The organism is Micromonospora sp. NPDC049175, assembly GCF_043197345.1.
In the GTDB taxonomy this organism is placed as follows: Bacteria; Actinomycetota; Actinomycetes; order Mycobacteriales; family Micromonosporaceae; genus Micromonospora.
This window is the reverse complement of record NZ_JBICSY010000003.1, coordinates 249,687-269,166: the sequence shown is the minus strand read 5'-3', so window position 1 is coordinate 269,166 and position 19,480 is coordinate 249,687. Positions and strand designations below refer to the sequence as shown.

General features: G+C 73.8%; 16 protein-coding genes. 7 read left to right on the top strand and 9 right to left on the bottom strand.

Going from position 1 to position 19,480, the window contains the following annotated elements:
- The first annotated feature begins 118 nt into the window (after nucleotides 1-118).
- From ACGFH8_RS15120 to ACGFH8_RS15110, 3 genes are all read left to right on the top strand, one after another.
- A complete protein-coding gene (locus ACGFH8_RS15120) occupies nucleotides 119-1,408 on the top strand; it encodes a histidine kinase (protein ID WP_393367367.1) in 1,290 nt (429 codons plus the stop codon).
- A complete protein-coding gene (locus tag ACGFH8_RS15115; protein WP_393367366.1) occupies nucleotides 1,396-2,061 on the top strand; it encodes a response regulator in 666 nt (221 codons plus the stop codon). The genes ACGFH8_RS15120 and ACGFH8_RS15115 overlap by 13 nt, the downstream gene beginning before the upstream one ends.
- Nucleotides 2,062-2,149: 88 nt before the next feature.
- Nucleotides 2,150-3,211, top strand: a complete 1,062-nt coding sequence (locus tag ACGFH8_RS15110) for a Gfo/Idh/MocA family oxidoreductase (RefSeq protein WP_393367365.1) — start codon at nucleotides 2,150-2,152, stop codon at nucleotides 3,209-3,211.
- Nucleotides 3,212-3,369: 158 nt separating this feature from the next.
- Here the strand turns inward: ACGFH8_RS15110 and ACGFH8_RS15105 are convergent, their stop codons facing one another.
- The 3 genes from ACGFH8_RS15105 to ACGFH8_RS15095 form a co-directional block, all read right to left on the bottom strand.
- Nucleotides 3,370-3,531 carry a hypothetical protein gene (locus tag ACGFH8_RS15105; RefSeq protein ID WP_393367364.1) on the bottom strand — a complete coding sequence of 54 codons (162 nt, stop codon included), beginning with the start codon at nucleotides 3,529-3,531 and terminating at the stop codon, nucleotides 3,370-3,372.
- Nucleotides 3,532-3,820: 289 nt separating this feature from the next.
- Nucleotides 3,821-4,042 (bottom strand): hypothetical protein, encoded by a 222-nt coding sequence (locus tag ACGFH8_RS15100; RefSeq protein ID WP_030335934.1) that lies wholly within the window; start codon nucleotides 4,040-4,042, stop codon nucleotides 3,821-3,823.
- Nucleotides 4,043-4,199: 157 nt separating this feature from the next.
- Nucleotides 4,200-5,267 (bottom strand): hypothetical protein, encoded by a 1,068-nt coding sequence (locus ACGFH8_RS15095; protein ID WP_393367363.1) that lies wholly within the window; start codon nucleotides 5,265-5,267, stop codon nucleotides 4,200-4,202.
- Between ACGFH8_RS15095 and ACGFH8_RS15090 the strand changes: the two genes are divergently transcribed.
- The gene (locus ACGFH8_RS15090; protein ID WP_393367362.1) at nucleotides 5,254-6,213 is read left to right on the top strand and encodes a hypothetical protein; all 960 of its coding nucleotides are present in this window, start codon (nucleotides 5,254-5,256) and stop codon (nucleotides 6,211-6,213) included. The two genes, ACGFH8_RS15095 and ACGFH8_RS15090, sit on opposite strands and share 14 nt — an antisense overlap.
- Before the next feature lie 68 nt (nucleotides 6,214-6,281).
- On the opposite strand, the gene ACGFH8_RS15085 is transcribed toward ACGFH8_RS15090, so the two are convergent.
- The gene (locus ACGFH8_RS15085; RefSeq protein WP_393367361.1) at nucleotides 6,282-8,942 is read right to left on the bottom strand and encodes an AAA family ATPase; all 2,661 of its coding nucleotides are present in this window, start codon (nucleotides 8,940-8,942) and stop codon (nucleotides 6,282-6,284) included.
- A 164-nt stretch (nucleotides 8,943-9,106) separates the two neighbouring features.
- Nucleotides 9,107-10,201 carry an NYN domain-containing protein gene (locus tag ACGFH8_RS15080; RefSeq protein WP_393367360.1) on the bottom strand — a complete coding sequence of 365 codons (1,095 nt, stop codon included), beginning with the start codon at nucleotides 10,199-10,201 and terminating at the stop codon, nucleotides 9,107-9,109.
- A 221-nt stretch (nucleotides 10,202-10,422) separates the two neighbouring features.
- Here ACGFH8_RS15080 and ACGFH8_RS15075 point away from each other — a divergent pair, with 221 nt between their 5' ends.
- On the top strand, nucleotides 10,423-12,459 hold the full coding sequence (locus ACGFH8_RS15075; protein WP_393367359.1) for a glycosyl hydrolase family 28-related protein: 2,037 nt from the start codon (nucleotides 10,423-10,425) through the stop codon (nucleotides 12,457-12,459).
- Nucleotides 12,460-12,501: 42 nt separating this feature from the next.
- Here the strand turns inward: ACGFH8_RS15075 and ACGFH8_RS15070 are convergent, their stop codons facing one another.
- The 4 genes from ACGFH8_RS15070 to ACGFH8_RS15055 are packed head-to-tail and all read right to left on the bottom strand — an operon-like array spanning nucleotide 12,502 to nucleotide 16,499.
- On the bottom strand, nucleotides 12,502-13,134 hold the full coding sequence (locus ACGFH8_RS15070) for a hypothetical protein (RefSeq protein WP_393367358.1): 633 nt from the start codon (nucleotides 13,132-13,134) through the stop codon (nucleotides 12,502-12,504).
- 13 nt (nucleotides 13,135-13,147) lie between these two features.
- Complete coding sequence (locus ACGFH8_RS15065; RefSeq protein ID WP_393367357.1) at nucleotides 13,148-14,251, bottom strand: SRPBCC family protein; 1,104 nt, start codon at nucleotides 14,249-14,251, stop codon at nucleotides 13,148-13,150.
- A 54-nt stretch (nucleotides 14,252-14,305) separates the two neighbouring features.
- Complete coding sequence (locus ACGFH8_RS15060) at nucleotides 14,306-15,355, bottom strand: nitronate monooxygenase (protein ID WP_393367356.1); 1,050 nt, start codon at nucleotides 15,353-15,355, stop codon at nucleotides 14,306-14,308.
- 31 nt (nucleotides 15,356-15,386) lie between these two features.
- The gene (locus ACGFH8_RS15055) at nucleotides 15,387-16,499 is read right to left on the bottom strand and encodes a hypothetical protein (RefSeq protein ID WP_393367355.1); all 1,113 of its coding nucleotides are present in this window, start codon (nucleotides 16,497-16,499) and stop codon (nucleotides 15,387-15,389) included.
- Nucleotides 16,500-16,794: 295 nt separating this feature from the next.
- Here ACGFH8_RS15055 and ACGFH8_RS15050 point away from each other — a divergent pair, with 295 nt between their 5' ends.
- Nucleotides 16,795-19,092 carry a M64 family metallopeptidase gene (locus ACGFH8_RS15050; protein ID WP_393367354.1) on the top strand — a complete coding sequence of 766 codons (2,298 nt, stop codon included), beginning with the start codon at nucleotides 16,795-16,797 and terminating at the stop codon, nucleotides 19,090-19,092.
- 82 nt (nucleotides 19,093-19,174) lie between these two features.
- On the top strand, nucleotides 19,175-19,447 hold the full coding sequence (locus ACGFH8_RS15045) for a hypothetical protein (protein ID WP_393367353.1): 273 nt from the start codon (nucleotides 19,175-19,177) through the stop codon (nucleotides 19,445-19,447).
- Nucleotides 19,448-19,480 lie beyond the last annotated feature (33 nt).

Genomic DNA, 19,480 nt, shown 5'->3' with positions numbered 1-19,480 from the left:
CCGCGTTCTTCCCGTTTCCGGAGGCCGCACACGCGATGGGTCGGTAGTGCTGGACCTACCTCGGAAAGGGGATCTGGACGGCTGGGGCACCAGGTCGTGCCCGATTAGCGTCATCGGCATGACCCCGGAACCCCCTACTCGGCTGGACGAGGCGCTGCGTCGCCGCACCTGGCTGGTCTCCGCCTGGCCCTGGCGGGCGCTGGTCTACCTGATCAGCACCGTGCCGATCGCGGGCACGCTCTCCGTCGGGCTGCTCATCATCGGCGCGCCGCTGCTGGCCGCCGCCAACGGGTTGCTGCTGCACGGTCGGCCGCCCGGCGTCGCGCTGCTGCTGTTCCTGGCGGTCGGCAGCCTCAGCCTGCTGGCGGTCGCACCGATCGTGAGCTTCCCGGTGGCCGTCATCGAGCGGTGGCGGCTCCGGCTCGTGGACAACCGCCCGCTGCCCGCGCCGCCGTGGCCGGGTCTGGTCGCCCGCTACCGCAGCGCCGGGGCCTGGCGAGAGGTGGCGTACCTGTTCTGCCTGGGCGGGCTCGTGCCCGTCGTGTACTGGTTCTTCCTGCTGCTGGTGCTGCTCGACCTCGGGATGATCACCAGTCCCTGGCTGGCCGGCGACGCCGAGCCGGTCGTCATCTGGCAGCCGATCGAGACCACCGGGGAAGCCATCCCGTACGCGATCGTGGCGGTGCTGCTGCTGCCCGTCCTCTGCTACGCGGCCGGTCTGATCGCCGCCGCACAGGCAGCCGTGACCCGGTGGGCGCTGGCCTGGCCGGTGAACGCGGCGGCCCTGCGCGAGGTCGCCCGTTCGCGCAGCCGGCTGGTCGGCGCGTACGAGGCGGAACGGCGCCGGATCGAACGGGACCTGCACGACGGCGCGCAACCACGACTGACGAGCCTCACCCTCCAGCTCGGCCTGGCCCGGTTGGACGTACCCGAGGACTCCCCGGCGGCCCGACCCCTCGCCGTGGCACACGACCAGGCCCGGGGCCTGATGGTGATGTTGCGACAGTTGGTGCACGGCATCCGCCCGCAGAGCCTCACCGACCTCGGTCTGGCCGGCGCCGCGAGCGAGCTGGCCGACGTCGCCACCATCCCGGTCACCGTGCACGCCGACCTGCACGGCGAGTTGCCGGAGATCGTCGAGACGACCGCCTACTTCGTGGTGTCCGAGGCGCTGGGCAACGTCGTCCGGCACGCCGGGGCGACCCACGCCGAGGTACGCCTCGGCCGGTCCGGTGGGGACCTCGTCGTCGAGGTGACCGACGACGGCCGTGGCGGTGCCGACCCCACCCGGGGCACCGGCCTGACCGGTCTCGCCGACCGGGTCGCCGCCGTGGACGGCCGGCTGCTGCTGTCCAGCCCGCCCGGCGGGCCTACCCTGGTCCGGGTGGAGCTGCCGTGTCGTCGGTGACCCGAGTGGTCCTCGCGGAGGACGAGGTGCTGCTGCGGGAGGGCCTGGTCGCGCTGCTGACCCGCTTCGAGTTCACGGTGTGCGCCGCCGTCGGCTCCGCGCCCGAACTGCTGGGCGCGGCCCGCGAACACCAACCGGACCTGGTGCTCACCGACATCCGGATGCCGCCGGGCCGTCACGACGACGGGCTCCGGGCGGCCGTCGCGTTGCGCGCTGAGCGACCCCACCTGCCGGTGGTGGTGCTCAGCCAGTACGTGCAGACCGGGTACGCGGCGGCGCTGCTGGACAGCGGCGACGGTCAGCGGGTGGGTTACCTACTCAAGGACCGGGTGGCCGAGGTCACCGAGTTCGTCGACACGCTGCGCCGGGTCACGGCCGGCGGCACCGCCATCGACCCGGACGTGGTGCGGCAACTGCTGCACCGCCCGCGCGATCCGCTCGCGGCGCTCTCCGCCCGCGAACGCGAGGTGCTGGCGCTGCTGGCCGAGGGCCGGTCGAACGCCTCGATCGCCGGCCGACTGCACGTCACCGAGGCGGCGGTCGGCAAGCACGTCGGCAACATCCTGCTGAAGCTCGACCTGCCGCCCAGCGACGACACCAACCGCCGGGTGCTCGCGGTGCTCACCTACCTGCGCCGCGACCCGACGGGCTGACCAGCACCGGGCCGAGGTCGGGGCGTAGATTCGACGCGCGGTGCCGCCGCCACCGATGGGCGCGGGCCGGCGAGACGGGGGTACGGGCATGGCGGAGGCGCTGCGGGTCGGTCTGCTGGGATATGGGCTGGCGGGTCGGGTGTTCCACGCGCCGCTGATCGCCGCGACCCCCGGGCTGCGGCTCGACGCGATCGTGACCCGCGATCCGCAGCGGCGCGAACAGGCCCGGCAACACTTCCCGGACGCCCGCCTGGTCGACGACGCCGACGAGCTGTGGCGTACCCCGGACGCTCTGGACCTGGTCGTGGTGGCGACACCGAACCGGCAGCACGTGCCGATGGCCCGAGCGGCACTGGCCGCCGGGCTGCCGGTGGTCGTCGACAAGCCCCTCTCCCCGACCGCCGCGGAGGGTCGCGCCCTGATCGGCGAGGCCACCGAGCGTGGGGTGCCGCTGACGGTCTTCCAGAACCGGCGCTGGGACGGCGACTTCCGGACCGCCCGCCGACTGGTGGAGCAGGGCGAGTTGGGCCGCGTGCTGCGCTTCGAGTCCCGGTTCGAGCGGTTCCGACCGACGATCAAGCCGGGCTGGCGGGAGCTTGCCGGTCCCGAGGAGGCCGGCGGCGCCCTCTTCGACCTCGGCGCCCACCTCGTCGACCAGGCGGTGCAACTGTTCGGCCGGGTCGAGCGCGTCTACGCGGAGGTGGACCGCCGCCGCGCGGGCGCTGCCGTCGACGACGACGCCTTCGTGGCGTTGACCCATGCCAACGGGGTGCGCTCGCACCTGTGGATGGGCGCGGTGACCGCGCAGCTCGGGCCCCGGCTACGGGTGCTGGGCGATCGGGCCGGCTACACGACGTACGGCCTCGACGTACAGGAGGCGGCCCTGCACGACGGCGGCCGACCGGGCCAGCCGGGGTGGGGCGAGGTTCCGCCGGAGCGGTACGGCCTGCTCGGCGTGGATGGCGACCTGCGGACGGTGCCGACCGAGCCCGGCGCGTACCAGAGCTTCTACGCGCAGGTGGCGGCGGCGCTACGCGACGGCACGCCGATGCCGGTGGACCCGCGGGACTCGGTCGCCACCGTCGAGCTGATCGAGCTGGCGCACCGGTCGGCCGCCGAGGGCGCGGTGCTGCCGGTCCCGCCCGCCTGACCGAGGCGAGCACCGCCGGCCCCGCCCCGCCCCGCACCGACCCGACCCGCCCCGACCCGCCCCGACCCGGCCCGGCCCGTTCATGATCGACTCGGTTTCCGTGAAGTCGGGGTGTCAGACCGCCCCGGACACACCGACGTCACCGAAGGCGAGTGGACCTACTGGTCGGCGTTCAGCTCGGAGGGGGCCTCGTCCGGCACTCGCGCGTCGTCGTCGGTCAGCGCGTCGTCCGACGAGGCGGTGAGGTTGCCGAGCCGACGCTCGGCTTCCCGGACCTCCTCGTCGAGGCCGGAGTTCTCCTCGTCGGGGCTCTGCGACATGGGCGACCTCCATCGGGCACGACCGGCAGGTCTCCGTGTACCCGGCCTGCGGGCGGGAACACGGACCGCACGCGGCGTCCCTTGATCAGGTGATGAAAAGGAGTCGAATCCGCCCTCGGACACCTACTTTTCGTCACTTGATCGAGGAGAATCCACGTCCTCGGCGACCCACAGTCCACGGCCCTGAAGAGCCGGAGCATTGCTGGCCGATGAGCCGAGCGCCGGGCCGGCCGGGGAGCGCACCGGGCGGGGAACCCAGGAGCGTTTGCCGGCCCGGCCCGGTGCCGGATCAGCGCTGCTTCAGCTCGCGCCAGGATGGGTGGGTGCCGCGCCAGGCATCGGCGAGGATGGCCGCCGAGGCCCGGCTTGGGCACTGCTGCACCCGCTCACGACCCGACGCCCCACCGATCTGGGCGCGGACCTCCCAACCCTGCCCGTCAGTACGGATATACACGTCCCGGCGTCCGCGCGGGGTCGTGTCTCCGTTCCACCAATGCTCCTCGACCTTCATTCGCCGACCGTATAGCAAATTTTGCGCCGGGGGTACGGCGCAGGTGGGCTTATACCAGGGCGATAGCCGTAATTCCGGCGCATTTCGGCCTATGCGTTGACGAGGAGGACCCGCATCGGCGGATCCTCCCCGTCCTGAGCGACCAATCAGCGGGTGCTCACATGTCGCCGAGCACACCGGCCAGGGTGGCGGCCAACGCGTCCTGGCCTGCGGGGCTGGGGTGCGGCGAACCACCCTCGGCAGTGATCTGGATGTCGCCGGGCGTGAACGGCGGCGGGGTCGCCACCCGCACGGCCGGGTCGAACGGCACGCCGAGCTGGACCGCCCAGTTCAGATCGCTGATCACTGTCCGCACGGTGCCCACCCAGAGCGGGTCGATGAGCGGTTGCAGCGTCGACACCGGGGCCGCCGGCAGGTAGGACTGCAATCCGGTCGGCAGCAACGACCTGAGCTTGGCCCAGGAATACTGACCGATGTCGACGTTGGCCGGGGTGATGTCGTAATACAGCATCCAGACGACCTTGTCCGCGCCGGCGGCCAGCAACGAGTTGACGATTGTGGTGGCGTCGGCGGTGATGCCGGCGTACTGAGCCGGGCCGTTGTACCGCGGCACCCCGATGTTGATGTAGTAGTCCTCGCCGGCCGGCAGGTCGAGCCAGAAGTTGCAGCCCCCACCGTTGGTGACGATGCCCTGCTTGCCGCCGACGGCCGCCCACTCGAAGCGGAACAGACCCGTGGGGTTGAGGCTCTCCCCGGCGAACTCCAGCGCGCGACACATGGCCAGCCGGATCAGCACGGTGTTCCAGTTGGTGTTGTTCACCCCTCCGGTGGTGGCGTGGTACGCGTGGTGCCCGTCCGCCTTCGCCTTCGCGATCCGCGCGGTGGCGAGGCCGAGTGGGCTGGCCACCCGACCCCAGGCGTTCCCGCACGCGTCGGGGCCGGCGCGACCGGCGATGATGTCCCCGGTGCCGTACCCGGTGCGCGCGTAGTTGTCGTAGTCGACGACGCTGCCGTCCAGGTCGAAGTACCGCCGGCCGTAGCTGTAGACGCCGTTGTTGCCGGGCATGCCGCGGCCGTCGAACGAGGTCATCGGGCAGCCGGGGCCCACCCCGAAACCGAACTGGTGGTGCGCGGAACTGATCGAGTCACCGGTCAGGGTCAGCACCGTGTCGTCCGTGACCGTCTGCACCTCCCGGCAGCGGATCCGGTCCTTGTTCGCGTCCACCAGCGTGGGGTTGCCGGCCACGTTGGGGCAGCCGGTCGGCGGCGGGGGTGGTGGCGAGGGCGGCCCGCCGGTGGGCGGGTCGGTCGGGTTGGGCGGGTCGGTCGGCTCCGGCGAGCCGCTGCCGCTGGGCGACGCGGACCCGGACGGCGACGCGCTACCGGACGGCGAGGAACTGCCCGACGGCGACGCGCTCCCCGAGGGCGACGCACTGCCCGACGGCGACGCGCTGCCCGATGGCGACGAACTGCCCGACGGGGACGCGCTGCCCGACGGCGAGGAACTGCCGGACGGCGACGCGCTGCCCGACGGCGAGGAGCTGCCCGAGGGGGACGCACTACCCGAGGGCGACGCACTGCCCGACGGCGAGGCGCTGCCGGATGGGGAGGCACTACCGGACGGCGACGCGCTGCCGGAGGGGCAGGGCGTGCCGGTGGGCGAGGCCGTCGAACTGGGTGACGTCGTCGAACTGGGTGACGCCGTCGTGGTGGGTGCGGTCGCGGTGGCGGCCGGGGCACGCTTCGCGACCGGCTCCGCCGTGACGGGCGGCCGGGTCGCCCGGGTCGGCGCGGTCGAGGCCGACGGCGATCCGGTCGGGTCCGGGCAGTCGGCCGCCTCGGCCGCGTGCTGGGTCCGGATCTGCGCGAGCCGCGCCTCGACCTCCACCGGAAGCTTCCCGCCCGGCTTGACGCACGGGTCGAGCAGCCAGGTCGTACCCTCCAACTCGCGGGTGCACGGCGGCGTGTCGTACGACGCCCGCTCCGCACCGGCGGCGGCGGGGCTGGCCGGTGCGCCGCCGGCGGCCGGGGCGACAAGTGCGGTGACCGTGGCCACCGCCACCGCCACCCCGGCGGCGAAGAGAGCATTGTGGACGCGGGGCGACCTGGTGCGTCGCGGTCCTGGCGGTCCACCCGGGTGCAATTGGCTCATGCCGTCCTCCAGGGACTGAGGTGCGCCGGTAGTTGTTACCGCACGGTAGGCAGGTGTGCGGTAACCCGGTAGATCAGTCGCCCTTACCTACTGTGGAGGATCAATCGCGCCCGGTGACCTGTCCGATGCCCCCGCTCGGTCGTGGCCGAGCACCACTGCCAACTCCCGGCGGTTGCGCACACCCAGCTTCGTGAAGACGCGGGCCAGGTTGTTGTTGACGGTGTTCACCGACAACCCCAGCCGGTCGGCGATGCTGCGGCTGGGCAGGGTCACCGCGAGCATGGCCACGTCCCGCTCCCGGCGGGTCAGCGTCGCCTCCTCGGCGCCCGCGGCGGTCGCGGTGAGCAGGGGCGTCCGGACCGCTCGGCACTCCCGGGCCAGCGTCGCGGCCCGCTGCGCCACCGCCACCCGTGGTCGGCCGCGCCGCGCGTACGCCCGGGCGGCGGCACCGAGCGCCTCGGCGGCGAGCAGGGTGTGGCCACGGGCGACGAGCTCGCCCGCGGCGGTCTCCAGTGCCGGCCCGTCATCGCGGACCAGAGCGTCGGCCGCGCCGGCGAGCGTCGACGCCAGCCCGCCGAGCCGTTCGGCGAGAGCGCCCAGCCGCTCCCGTACCGACTCGGGCGCGCCCAGCCGCGCGCACTCGTAGAGCGCCACCGCCTCGATTGTCGGCTGCTCGCTGCCCCGAGCCAGGTCGGCGGCGGTGCGGGCGGTACGGATCGCGGCGGTAAGATCACCCTCGGCCACCTGCACCCAGGCGCGATCCAACTCCACCCACGGGTGGAAGATCCGGTTCGCGGCGCGCTCCCGCGCGTCGGCGGCGGCCAGCCAGCGGCGGGCGCCGGACGGGTCGCCGGCCAGCGCGCGGACCCCCGCCAACGCCGCCCAGTACGTGCGCACCAGGTGGTACTGGTCGTTCTCCTCGACGAGCGCGATGGCCTCCCGCAGGTCCGCCTCGGCGGCGTCGAGCCGTCCCTGGGTCTTGGCGACGATCCCCCGGAACCCGGCCCACACGGCGACCATTCCCCGCGCGTCGCTGGCCACCGCCGCGGCATAGCCGTGATCGGCCAGGTCGGCGGCTGCGGTCAGCTCGCCGGCAGCGTACTGGGCGTAGCAGAGCCCCAACCCGACCTGCGCCTCGTTCCACGGCATCGGCTCGGGTTCGGCGGCGAGCACCGCCCGGCCCCGCTCCGCCAGCTCGGCGGCGAGCCCGAGCCGACCGAGCATCCCGGCCGCCGACGCCGCGCCCATCGTCGCCCAACTGGCCGCCCGTACCCCGGTGTCGGGCCGGGCCAGCACGGCCTGGCCGACGGACAGCGCGGCCTCGCACCGGCCGTCGTAGAACAGCACCCACGACCGGGTGGCCTCGGCCAGGTCGTGGCCGGGCGAGCCCGCCGGCACCATTTGCAGCGTCTCGTGCGCCTCGTCGATCCGGTCCAGGCCCCAGTAGAGCAGGCCGGCGCGGGTGATCGCCCACATGGCGAGGCGCTTGCTGCCCGGCGGTGGGGCCGGCGGAAGCATGTCGAGCGCCTCCTGGCTGCGCGCCTGGTACTGCAACACCCGGGCCAGCAGCCACTGCGCCTCCCAGCCCGGCGCGGCGTCGTACGCCGTGCGGGCCAACCGCTCGGCCAGGTCGATGTCGAACCTGTCGATCGCCTGCCGGGCGGCGGCCAGCGCGATGCCCGGATGCCGGACGCTGCCCGAACGGAGCTGCCACACCCCGGCGACAAGCGCGTCGTCCCGTCGCCGCAGCGGCATGCTGGCCAGCACGTCGGCGAGTTGCCCGAACACGGTGCGGGACCGGCTGGCCGGCATGCTGGCGCGCAGCGCCTCCCCGTAGAGCGGATGGGCCATGCGCAGCGCCGTACGGGCGCCGGAGCGTTCCGCGACCACCATGCCGCTGCGTTCGGCGGCCTCGATCGCGGCCGGGTCGGTGAATCGTTCCAGCAGCGCCAGGGAGAGCGGTTCGCCGCAGGCGACCACCTCCAGCACCTGCCGGGCGGCCGGTTCCAGGGCGCGCAGCCGGGCACTGACCAGCTCGGCGAGCCGGGGGCTGCCCGAGGCGGTGCCGCGCCACCGCCAGACCCCCCGCGACTCGCGGAGCCCCCCGGTGTCCATGGCGTCGGCCAACAACTCCCGCAGCAGCAGCGGGTTGCCGTCGGCGAGCCGCGTCAGCCGCCGGCGGCTGATCGCGTCGAGCGGTCCGGGCGCGGCCTCGTCGAGCAGGTGTTCCACTGCGGTGGCCGGAAGCGGGCGGACGTCGAGTCGCCGGCCGGACCCGGTCCACAGCGAGGTGAGCGCGTCGGAGAGCGGGAGGCCCGCCCGGACGGTCGCCACCGCCACGGCGAGACCGTGTACGGCGAGCTGGTGCAGCAGCCCGGCGGAGGGTTCGTCCAGCAGGTGGGCGTCGTCGATGCCGATCACGATGGGGTGGTCACCACCGCGCCGGGCGAAGTCGCGTTCGACGGTGCCGACCAGCCCCACCGGATCGGCACGCGGTCGGGTCTGCGCGGGGATCAGGTGCGAGACCGCGCCGAACGGGATCGACCGGGCCGCTCCGGTCGCGGAGACCCAGTGGCACTCGACGCCGTCCTGGGCCGCGCGGGCCAGTGCCTCCCGCAGCAGCCGCGTCTTTCCCACCCCGGCGGCGCCGACGAGCACCAGCCCCGGCAACCGCGACGACACGACGTCCTCGATGATTTTCAGCTCGTCGTCGCGGCCGACGAGCGTCCATTCGCCACGTCCCGGCATGACGACCCTCACCTCGCCCTCGGGCAGCCCTACCACTCACCCTAGGGGGAGTTCCGGCACTCCCGCTCGACAGACGTCGATGCGAGGCCGGGTCGGCGGGCACGGCGGGCCGGCGGGGCGCGGCGGGCGGGCCGGGCGCGGCGGGGCGGGGCGGGGCGGGGCGCTCAGCTCTGAGTGGTCAGCAGGTAGTCGTCGGCTTCTGGGCTCCACCGCAGGTCGACCACGCCACCGGTGGCCGCGGCCTTGCAGAATTGCAGGAAGCTGCGGTAACCGAGCTTCTTCTCGCTGAAGTCGGGCCGGGCCCGGCGCAGTTGGTTCTTCAACCCGGACAGCGCCACCGGGTTACCGCTGCTGCCCAGCTCCGCCACCACGCCACGGAGCAGGCCGAACGCCACCTCCCGGTCGCCGTGCTCGGGCAGCGAGACCTCGGGGTCGCCCTTCGCGGGCCCCTCGGCCAGCTCGATCACGGTGTGCTCGGCGAGGTGCCGCAGCAACTCCCCGAAGGTGCGGAACCCGTAGTCGGACTCGCTGAACGTCGGGTCCTTGCGCAGCAGGGTGCGCTTGAGCCGGGACGCGGTGACCTCACCGTTGGCGCTGCCCTGCAAACCGGCCACCGTCTGGGCGACGAGCACGGCGAGCGCGTCCACGTCCCGTCCGGGCTCCTCACCGGCCGGCCGACCGACCTCCGGCTCCGGCTCCCGCTCGAGTTCCGGCTCGGGCGGGCGCTGATCCGGGCCGGCCGGGCGGGTCGGACGACCGCGCCGGCTGCGGGTCGGCGGGATGTCCACGCCTTCCAGGCGGTCGTAGTAGAGGAACTCGTCGCAGGCCGGCGGGAGCAGCGCCGACGTCGACCCCTCGACCCCGACGCCGATGACCCGCTTGTTCAGCTCGCGAAGCTTGTGCACGAGCGGGGTGAAGTCGCTGTCGCCACTACAGATCACGAACGTGGAGATGTAGTCGCGTTCGAACGCCAACTCGATCGCGTCGACGGCCATCTTGATGTCCGCGGCGTTCTTCCGGGACGCGCCCATCCGCTGCGGGATCTCGATCAGCTCGACGTGGGACCGGGTGAGCATCCGACGGTCCTCGTCGAAGTAGGACCAGTCGGCGTACGCGCGGCGCACGACCACCCGACCTCGTTCGGCGAGCGCGTCGGCGATCGGCCGGAAGTCGAAGTCCGCGCCGCCACGGTGGTCGCGCGCCCCCAACGCGAGGTTCTCGTAGTCGAGGAACAGGGCGATCCGGTCTTCTTGATCCACGAGGCCCAGCGTACGCCGGGCGTGGGCGGTCTGGGCGCAGGCGAAGCGCGACACCTCAACTCGCCGATCGTCCATTTCTTGCGGTCTAGTGGTCGCCTATTTTCGTTCTTCGATTGTGGTCTTGCAGTGCGATGTCCGGTGCTGCATCATGACGATCAATGTCGGGCGTCGGGGGAAGCGCCGGGCGGACCTCCACCACCACCCATCCAGGAGGGTCACCGATGATTCGCAGCATCCTGCCGGCCCGGGGACGCCCCGGCCGACGAGCCGGCACCGCCGTGGCGCTCGCCGCCGGCCTCGCCGTGCTCGTCGCCGTGCCCACCGTCGCCGTCGCCGGCCCGCCCGCGCCCGCCGGCACGCGACCGGTGGTCACCCGCGCCGCCCTCGACCCGGCACTCGTCGTCGGGCGCGGCGCCGACGTCGACTTCGTCGAACAGGAGGCGGAGAACGCCCGCACCAACGGCGAGATCATCGGCCCCGACCGGACGGCCTACACGCTGCCCGCCGAGGCCTCCGGCCGCCGGGCGGTCCGGCTCGCCCCCGGGGAGTACGTGGAGTTCGTCCTCCCCAGCGCGGCGAACGGGATCAGCGTGCGGTACAGCATCCCGGACGCCCCGTCCGGCGGTGGGATCACCGCTCCGCTGCGTGTCGACGCCAACGGCAGGCACGTCCGCACCATGACGCTTACCTCGCAGTACTCCTGGCTCTACAACCAGTACCCGTTCTCCAACGACCCGCAGGCCGGGCTGCTGCACCCGGACTGGTGGATCACCGAGTGCCAGTGCGTGCCGGCGGCCACCACGCCGTACCCGAGCATCAGCACGCCGTTTCGGCCCACCCACTTCTACGACGAGCAGCGACTGCTGCTCGGGCGCACCTACCGGGCCGGTGACCGGATCCGCCTGACCGCGCCGACCGGCAGCGCCGCCGCCTGGACCGTCATCGACCTGCTCGACTCCGAGCTGGTCGCGCCGCCCCGCGTCCGGCTGCTCGCGGCGAACGTGCTCGCCTTCGGCGCCGACCCCACCGGCCGGCGGGACTCCGCCGACGCGATCGATCGGGCAATCGCCTTCGCCCGGCGCGCCCACCTCAAGGTCTACGTTCCGCCGGGCACCTACCAGGTCAACCGGCACATCATCGTCGACGACGTGACGATCGAGGGCGCCGGCAACTGGTACACCGTCATCAAGGGCCGCGAGGTCGCCCTGCCCACGCCCGCGCCGGACGGCTCGGTGCACACAGGCGTCGGGTTCTACGGCCGCGACGCCGCCGACGGCGGCAGCCGCAACGTCCACCTCTCCGGCTTCACCATCGAGGGCGACGTCCGGGAACGCATCGACACCGACCAGGTAAACGCGATCGGTGGGGCGATGAGCGACTCCACGATCGACGGGCTCTACCTGCGCCACACCAAGGCCGGCCTGTGGTTCGACGGGCCGATGCGCAACGTCCGCGTCACCAACAACATCGTCGTCGACCAGATCGCCGACGCGCTCAACTTCCACACCGGAGTGACCGACTCCCTGGTGGCGCACAACTTCGTCCGCAACACCGGCGACGACGGTCTGGCGATGTGGTCGGAGAAGACCGCGAACGCGCGCAACACGTTCGACCACAACACCGTGCAGTCGCCCACGCTTGCCAACGGCATCGCCATCTACGGGGGTACGGACACCACCGTCTCGCACAACCTCGTCGCCGACCCGGTCCGCGAGGGCAGCGGCATCCACGTCGGGGCCCGCTTCGGCGCGGAGCCGTTCACCGGGCACCTGCGGATCACCGACAACACCACCGCCCGCGCCGGCACGTACGAGTTGAACTGGAACATCGGGCTGGGCGCCATCTGGTTCTTCGCTCTGGACCGGAGCATCGACGCGGCCGTCGAGGTGACCGGCGACGCGTACCTCGACAGCACCTACAACGCGATCATGCTGGTCAGCGACTGGCCGGTGAAGGACCTCTACTCGATCTCCAACGTGCGGTTCCGCGACATCCGGGTCGACGGCACCGGCACCTCGGTGGTCAGCGCCCGCTCGGCCGGGTCCGCCTCGTTCGCCAACGTGGACGCCCGTCACGTGGGCGCGGTGGGGGTCAACAACTGCGGTTCGTTCCACTTCACCCCGGCCGGTTCGGAGTTCACGGTGACCGACCTCGGCGGCAACGACGGCGGCTGGCTCGCGCCGTGGCTGCTGCCCAACACGATCACCTGCGACGACCGGCCGCCCGTGTCGCCGCCCCCGCCTCCGGCGCAGTGGTGAACGCGGTGGGCGGTCCGACTCGCCGGGCCGCCCACCGCAACGTCACCGCGCTCGCAGGTACGCCAGCGGCACGGTCGTCGGCTGCCCGCTCCACCTGCCGAGCAGCGCAGCGCCGTCGGCGTCGGCGGCGGCGGCGGGGCGGCGGACGACGACAAGTTCGACGGTGTCGGTGACGACGAGCGTGCTGTCCTCGTCGACCACCCGGCGCACCGCGCCGACCGGGGGCGCGTCGGCGTTCCCGGCGCCGCTGACGGTGACCGTCACACTCGGCTCGCGCACCTCACGCCGACCGTCCACCTCGAAGTACTGCTCCGCCTGGCCAGAGCCGGTGCGGATGGCGTGGGCCAGCGCGGCGGCGTACACCTCGTCGACGCAGCCGTCGTAGACCCAGCGCCGGCCGAGCACCGAGTGCTCGGTGGTGCCCACCAACCAGGTGTCCGCACCGTCGAGGGGTGCGGCCCGATAGGTCAGCGGGACGTGGTGCACCGGCCCGTCGGGGGTGCTGACCAGCAGTGTCTCGATGCCGACCTCGCCGGCCGGATCGTCGAAGCGGTAGGCCCCTCGGCTCACCACCTCGGCACCGGCGGGCCCGGTGTACCACTCTCGGTCGGGGAGCCAGGTCGCCAGCAGGTCGAGCTTCGTGGGGCGCAGGGTCGCCTTGTGCAGCAGTGCCATGCCGGCAGCCTAGTCAGAGGCCCGCGCAGGGTTGCCCGCCGATCGTGCAGCTCTCCGGTTCCCGGGCCTTCGGCCGGCTGTCGCGGACGTCGAAGCTGATCGTCTGCGAGCCTCCGGCCGCCACCGCGGCTCCGGTGAAGGTGATCGCCCGCCCGTCCTGTCGCCAGTTCGCGCCGTCGACGTCGTCGACAGTCGTGCCCTCGCCGAGAGTGACCACCACGGCCCAGTCCGCCACCGGCACGCCGCCGGGGTTGCCGACCACCACCGCGCCGGTGTAGCCGAACAGTCGGCTGGAGTCGGTCTCGTAACGGGCCACCATGGGCACCGGCGGCGCTGGCGGTGGGGGTGGCACAGCGGACGCGGGCGGACTCGGCGGCTGCGCCGACGGGGTCCGGCTCGGGCGGGTGCTCGCCGACGCGGTGCTCCGCGAGGGGCGCGCCGAGGGGGTTGCCGTCCGGGCGGCGGCGGTCGTGCCGGCCGGGACGGACGGCGACGGCGATCCGGTCGACACGGGCGCGGCGGTGGGCGTCGACTCGGGCGGCACCGTTATCCAGGCCGCCGTCCCCGTCAGCAGGGCGGCACCGGTGACCAGGGCGGCGACCAGGGTGCGACGCCGACGGCGGGTGCGGCCGGACGAGCCGGGCGCACCGATCAGCGGCAGCTCGGTGGTCATCCCACCGTCGGCGCGGCGCAGGTCGACCTGCTGGAACGCGAGCCAGTCGAGGATGGCCGGCAGCCGTACGGTGAGCGCCTGCCGCAGCTGCTGCTCACGCGGGTCGTGCTGGTCGGCGGACCACGCGCCGTGCGTGGTGACCTCTCGTACCTCCAACCGGCAGCCCTGGCTGGTGGCCGTGACCGCGCAGGTCAGCTCACTGAGCCGGCCGGCCTCGTCGCAGGCCAGCACGAGCAGCGCCGCCTCCTGCCGCTCGGTCACCTCGACCTCGACGTTGGCCTCGAAGCCGGGCAACTCGGCCGTGTGCAGCAGCAGTCGGTCCGCCACGCCCTCGACCGTGTCGGCCTCGGCGAACCACCGCCCGAGCAGCTTCCGATCGGTGAGTGCGCGCCAGACCCGGTCGGGCGGGTGGGACAGGTCGACCTGCGCACCGATCTCGATCACGGCGAGACTCTACGGGTTTCCCGGTCGGCGGTCCCGACCGCCCGAGGCCGCCGGTCAGCCCCAGCGCGCCGACCGCTCGACCACCGCCGCCAGCGCGGTTCGGGCGCCGGCACTCACCTCGGTGACCACCTCGGCCGCCGGCAGATCCCGGGCGAGGGGGTGCGCCTGCCCCGCCCACAGGTTCGCGACGGACGCGTCGCCGTCGCGCCGGGCGGCGGCCAGCAGCGGACGCGTCAGGTGCAGCACCTGCGGGTAACCGGTCGGCGCCGACGCGTCGTGCTGGCGCAGGAAGTCGTTGGCCACGCCCCGGGCCCGCTTGCCCGTGTACGACCGGGTCAGCGCGGTCGGCGCGGCCCCGGCCACCGCCGCCCGGTGCATCGGCGAACTGCCCGCCTCCGGGCAGCGCAGGAAGGCCGTGCCGAGTTGCGCGGCGGCGGCGCCGGCAGCCAGCACGGCGGCCAGCCCGGGACCGTCGACGATGCCCCCCGCGGCCACCAGGGGCCGGTCGCAGCGGGCGGCGGCCAGCCGGAGCAGGGGCAACAACGCGTAGTCGTCGTCGTCCGGCAGCCCGCCCCGGTGCCCGCCGGCCTCGGTACCCTGCACCACCACCGCGTCCACGCCCAGGTCGGCGGCGGCCGTCGCGGCGTCCGGGCGGGTGACGGTGGCCCACACCTCGGTCCCCCGCTCGCGCAGGGCGCGCACCGCCGCCCGGTTTGGCAGCCCGAACACGAAGGACACGACTCCGACCGGGTCCGCGAGCAGCGCGGCCAGCTTCTCCGGGTACGCGTCGTCGCCGCCGACCGGCTCGCCCAGCCGCACCCCGCGCGCGGCGGCCTGCGGGGCGAGCCGTTCGGCGTACGCCCGGACGGCGGCCTCGTCCACGCCGCCGGGGTCGGGCAGGAAGACGTTGACGCCGAACGGCCGGTCGGTGCGGGCGCGAACCTGCGCGACGTCGGCGGTCATCCGCTCGACGTCGATCATCCCGGCGGCCAGGAAGCCCAACCCACCGGCGGCGGAGACGGCAGCCGCGAGCGCTGGCGTGGACGGGCCACCGGCCATCGGGGCCGCGACGATCGGGTGACGCAACGTGGACAGCACGGACATCCCACCATCCTGCCGCACCGCCGGCGTGCGCTCAGCGGCGCGCCGTGTGCCTCCACCGCAGCACGCCGGCCAGGGCGAGCAGCACCACAAGTGTTCCGACGCCGGCCGCCACCAGCCAGGTGCGGTTGCCCGGGCCGGTGGTTTCCTCGGCGATCGGTCGGACGAGGGTGGGCAACGCCGAGGCGGCGGAATCTGTCGGGCGCGCGGCGGTGGCCGGTCCGTCGGTGGCCGGGTAGCGCAGGATCGTCGGACGGGTGCCGGGTGGTTGGTCGGCGGACTCGGAGACGGTGAGCAACGAGCGGCCGTCGCGACTGTAGGTGATCGACTCGCCCTGGGGCTCGTCCGGCAACGGGGTGATCCGCGCGGTGCCGGCGGTCAGCGCGCGGACCACGTCGCCGTCGGGCACGTCGTACTCGAAGGCGTCGGCGTAGCTGCGCAGCACCACCCGACGCCCGTCCGGTGCGCTCGCCGCGCCGGTGATCACGCCGCGCCCGAGGAACGAGAACGGGTTGCTGGTGTTCGTCGTCGGCAGGGTCACCTGGCCGACCGAGGCCATCGGCGTCGTCGCCCCGGACCGCAGCGCGGCGGTCGGGGCGTACAGGAAGACGGTGCCGCTGCCGCCCTTGGTGATGACCACCGGCCGATCGGACGCGTCGAGCAGCAGCGCCTCCGCGTCGTGCGGACGGTCCGGGTAGGTCAGCCGGTGCAGCACCGGCTCGTCCGCCCCGGGGGCGAGCCGCCAGACGGCGATCGTCGCCCGGGAGTGGTCGTTGTCGCCGATGTCGGCGACCCAGACCGTGCCGTCGCGGCCGATGGCCAGGTCCTCGGTGTCGCGGGGGCGGGACGGGAAGGCCACCGCCCGGACCACCGCGCAGCGCTTGTCGAGGAAGAAGATCCGGCGGCGGGCCTCGTCGTCGGCACCGTCGTTGATCATGACGTACCCGTCGTCGGTGGCGACCATCCCGGAGAGCTCGCGGAGCCGGTCGTCGCGCACCTGGCAGACGGGCGTCCCGGCCGCCGCCGCGCCCGCCGCCGCTGCCGGCGTCAGCGCGACGGCCGGCGCCACCGCCGCGGCGAGCAGCGCCGCCGACGCCACACCCGCACGGGTACGCCGCCCCCAGGTCAACCGTCCGCTTACCCGCATCGCCCACCCTCCTCGTCGCGGCCGGGACCGGCCACCTGCCCATCCTGGCCGATCCCGGCCACCGGCGTGGTCGGCGCGGCCGAGGTGGCCGCGCGTCGTCGACGTGCTGTCACCCCGCGAGCCGAACGGTCACCCCGCCCTCACGATGCGCCGAGGACGGCGCGGGCTTACGTGTCGGCCCGCACCCCGGTACGGTCCGAGGTGACCGCGGTCACGGCCGACCCGGACGACGGCGCCCCGCCGGGTCCGACGTCCGACGCCGTCCGGCCGCCCGGCACGACGGAAGGGGCGCGGGGTGCGGATCAGAGCGGGGTTGTGCGTCGCGGTGCTCGTCGCGGCGGGGCTGGCGGTCGCCACACCGGCCGCGGCCGCACCTGTGGACGCCGCCACTGTGGTGCCGATCCAGGTGACAGGTGATCCGGCGAAACGGTTCAACCTGGTGCTGCTCGGCGACGGCTACACCGAGGCCGACCTGCCCGCCTTCCGGTCACACGTGGACCGACACCTCAACACCCTGTGGACGATCGAGCCGTTCAAGTCCTACCGCAGCTACTTCAACGTCTACGCGATCGAGATCGTCTCACCGGAGTCCGGGGTGGACTGCGACCCCGGCCTGTCCGCGCCGCGGCGCGACACCGTCCTCGACATGGGCTTCTGGGGTGGCTGCAACCCGGCCAGCGTGCAACGCCTGCTCACCGTCGACGGCGTCGCCGCGAACGCGTACGCCGATCTGGCCGTCGGCACCACCCCGGGCAACCGGCAGTTGATCGCCCTGGCCAACAGCGGCACCTACGGTGGGGCGGGCGGCAGCAACGCCACCGCCTCCGGCGGCAACGCGCTCTCCGCGCTGATCAGCCCGCACGAGCTGGGGCACTCGCTCGGTGGCCTGCAGGACGAGTACGACTACTACGGCCGTGGGGTGCCCGGCGACACGTACGAGGGCCCGGAACCGGACTCGGCGCACCACACGGTGCTGACCGAGCGGCAGATGCGCGACACCCGCGCCAAGTGGTGGCGCTGGCTGGGCGAGCCGAGCGAGGCGGGCGGCACGATCGGCCGCTACGAGGGGGGCCTCTACCTCCAGCGCGGGGTGTGGCGGCCCAGCCGGCACTCGATGATGAAGTCGCTGGGCTTCTACTTCGACCAGGTCGGCCGGGAGCAGATGACCGAGCGGATCGCGGGCCGGGTGGGCATCGTCGAGGGCGGCACGGCCACGGACCAGCCGGTCGGCGCGGACCGGCTGCTCTGGGTGGACACCCTGCACCCGGTGAGCCACGCGTTGACGGTGACGTGGTCGGTGGACGGCCGGGCGGTGCCGCGCACCGGCAACGCCCGCCACCTGGACCTGCGGACGCTGCGCCTCAAGTCCGGCCGGCACACCGTCACGGCCACGGTGACCGACCCGACGGAGTTCGTCCGCGACCCGGCGGTGCGCCGCTCGCCCTCGCTGACCCAGACGCGCACCTGGACGGTGGACACCGGCGTGCGCACCCCGCCGGTGGCGCAGCCGCTGGCGATCACCGACTCCACCGCGACCGACCGACCGGTTGGCGCCCGCGACGTCGTGTACGTGCGCACCAGCCAGCCGGCCGACCGGGTTCCGCGCGTGCGCTGGTCGATCGACGGCCGACCGGTGGCCGACACGGGCAGCGACCGGGATGTGCGGCTGGGCGCTCTACGACTGTCGCGCGGCACCCACCGGCTGACCGCGCGGGTCAGCGACCCGGCGACCCGCGCGGTGGTGACCCGCACCTGGGCTGTCGACGCGACCGGACCCGACGTCGCGTCCACCCTCTCCGAGCCGCTGCTCACCACGACCCGGCCGGGCCGACCCACCGAGTACGTGTACAACGGCCCCTTCACCATGGGGTTGACCGGCACGGACGACGGCACCGGGCAGGTCACCGCCGAGTTCCGGCTCGACGGCGACGGGTGGCACAACTACTACGGCTGGCCCACCGACGCCCGGTCGCCGTTCCGGTTCACCGCCACCGGCACCGACGTGGACGGCCTGGTCTACGGCAACCTCGGCTCGGGCGGCCTGTCGGTGTCCCCGTTCGCCGAGCGGTCCCCCGGTTACGGCCGGCACACCATCGACTATCGGGGCATCGACGCGGTCGGCAACATCGGGGCCGCCCACACGTTCGTGGCCACCCTGATCCCGCCACCACCGGCCTGCACCCGCGTGGTCAGCGGCCGGCACACCGGCCCACTGGCGGTCACCACCGGCGTCACCTGCCTGCGTACGGCGACGGTGACCGGTCCGGTGACCGTCGCGGCCGGCGCCGCACTGGTCGCCGAGGGCTCGACCATCGCCGGGAGCCTGGCCTCCTCCCGCGCCGCCGCCGTGGAGCTGCTCCACACCGAGGTACGCGGCGCGGTGGCGCTGACCGGCACCACCGACCACGTCACGATGGTGGGGGCGCGGGTCACCGGCGCGCTGGCGCTGACCGGCACCACGTCGGCGCCCATCCTCGCCGGCGGTCAGGTGGGCGCGCTCACCTGCACGGGCGGCCCGGCGCCGGTGGATCTCGGCGCCCCGACGACGGTCCGGGGCGCGACCGGGGGGCACTGCCGCGCCAGTGGATCGTGAGCGGGTGGCAGGCCTGAGTGTCGCGGTGCGGGGTAGGCAGCGGCCCGGCGGCATGTCGACAACCGCCGGGCAGGAGGCTCCGATGAGCACGCACTCAGATGATCAGGGCGACACGTTCCCTCCTCCGGAGGCGGACGCCCAGGAGCAACGGCAGGACGCCGTCGACTACGGGCCGCCGGACCGGGTGTCGGGTGACGTCGACCCGGAGGCGTCCGAGGCGGACCTGGCCGAGCAGGGCGCCCTCCCGGGCGGCACGCTCGAGGAGGTGACGTCGCTGCCGGCCGACGCCAACCCGGCCGACGCCCTGGAACAGCGTCAGGAGATCTCGACCCGCGACGAGGGCCGCCGCACCTGACCACACCGGCCCCATCGGCCCCAGCGGCCCCAG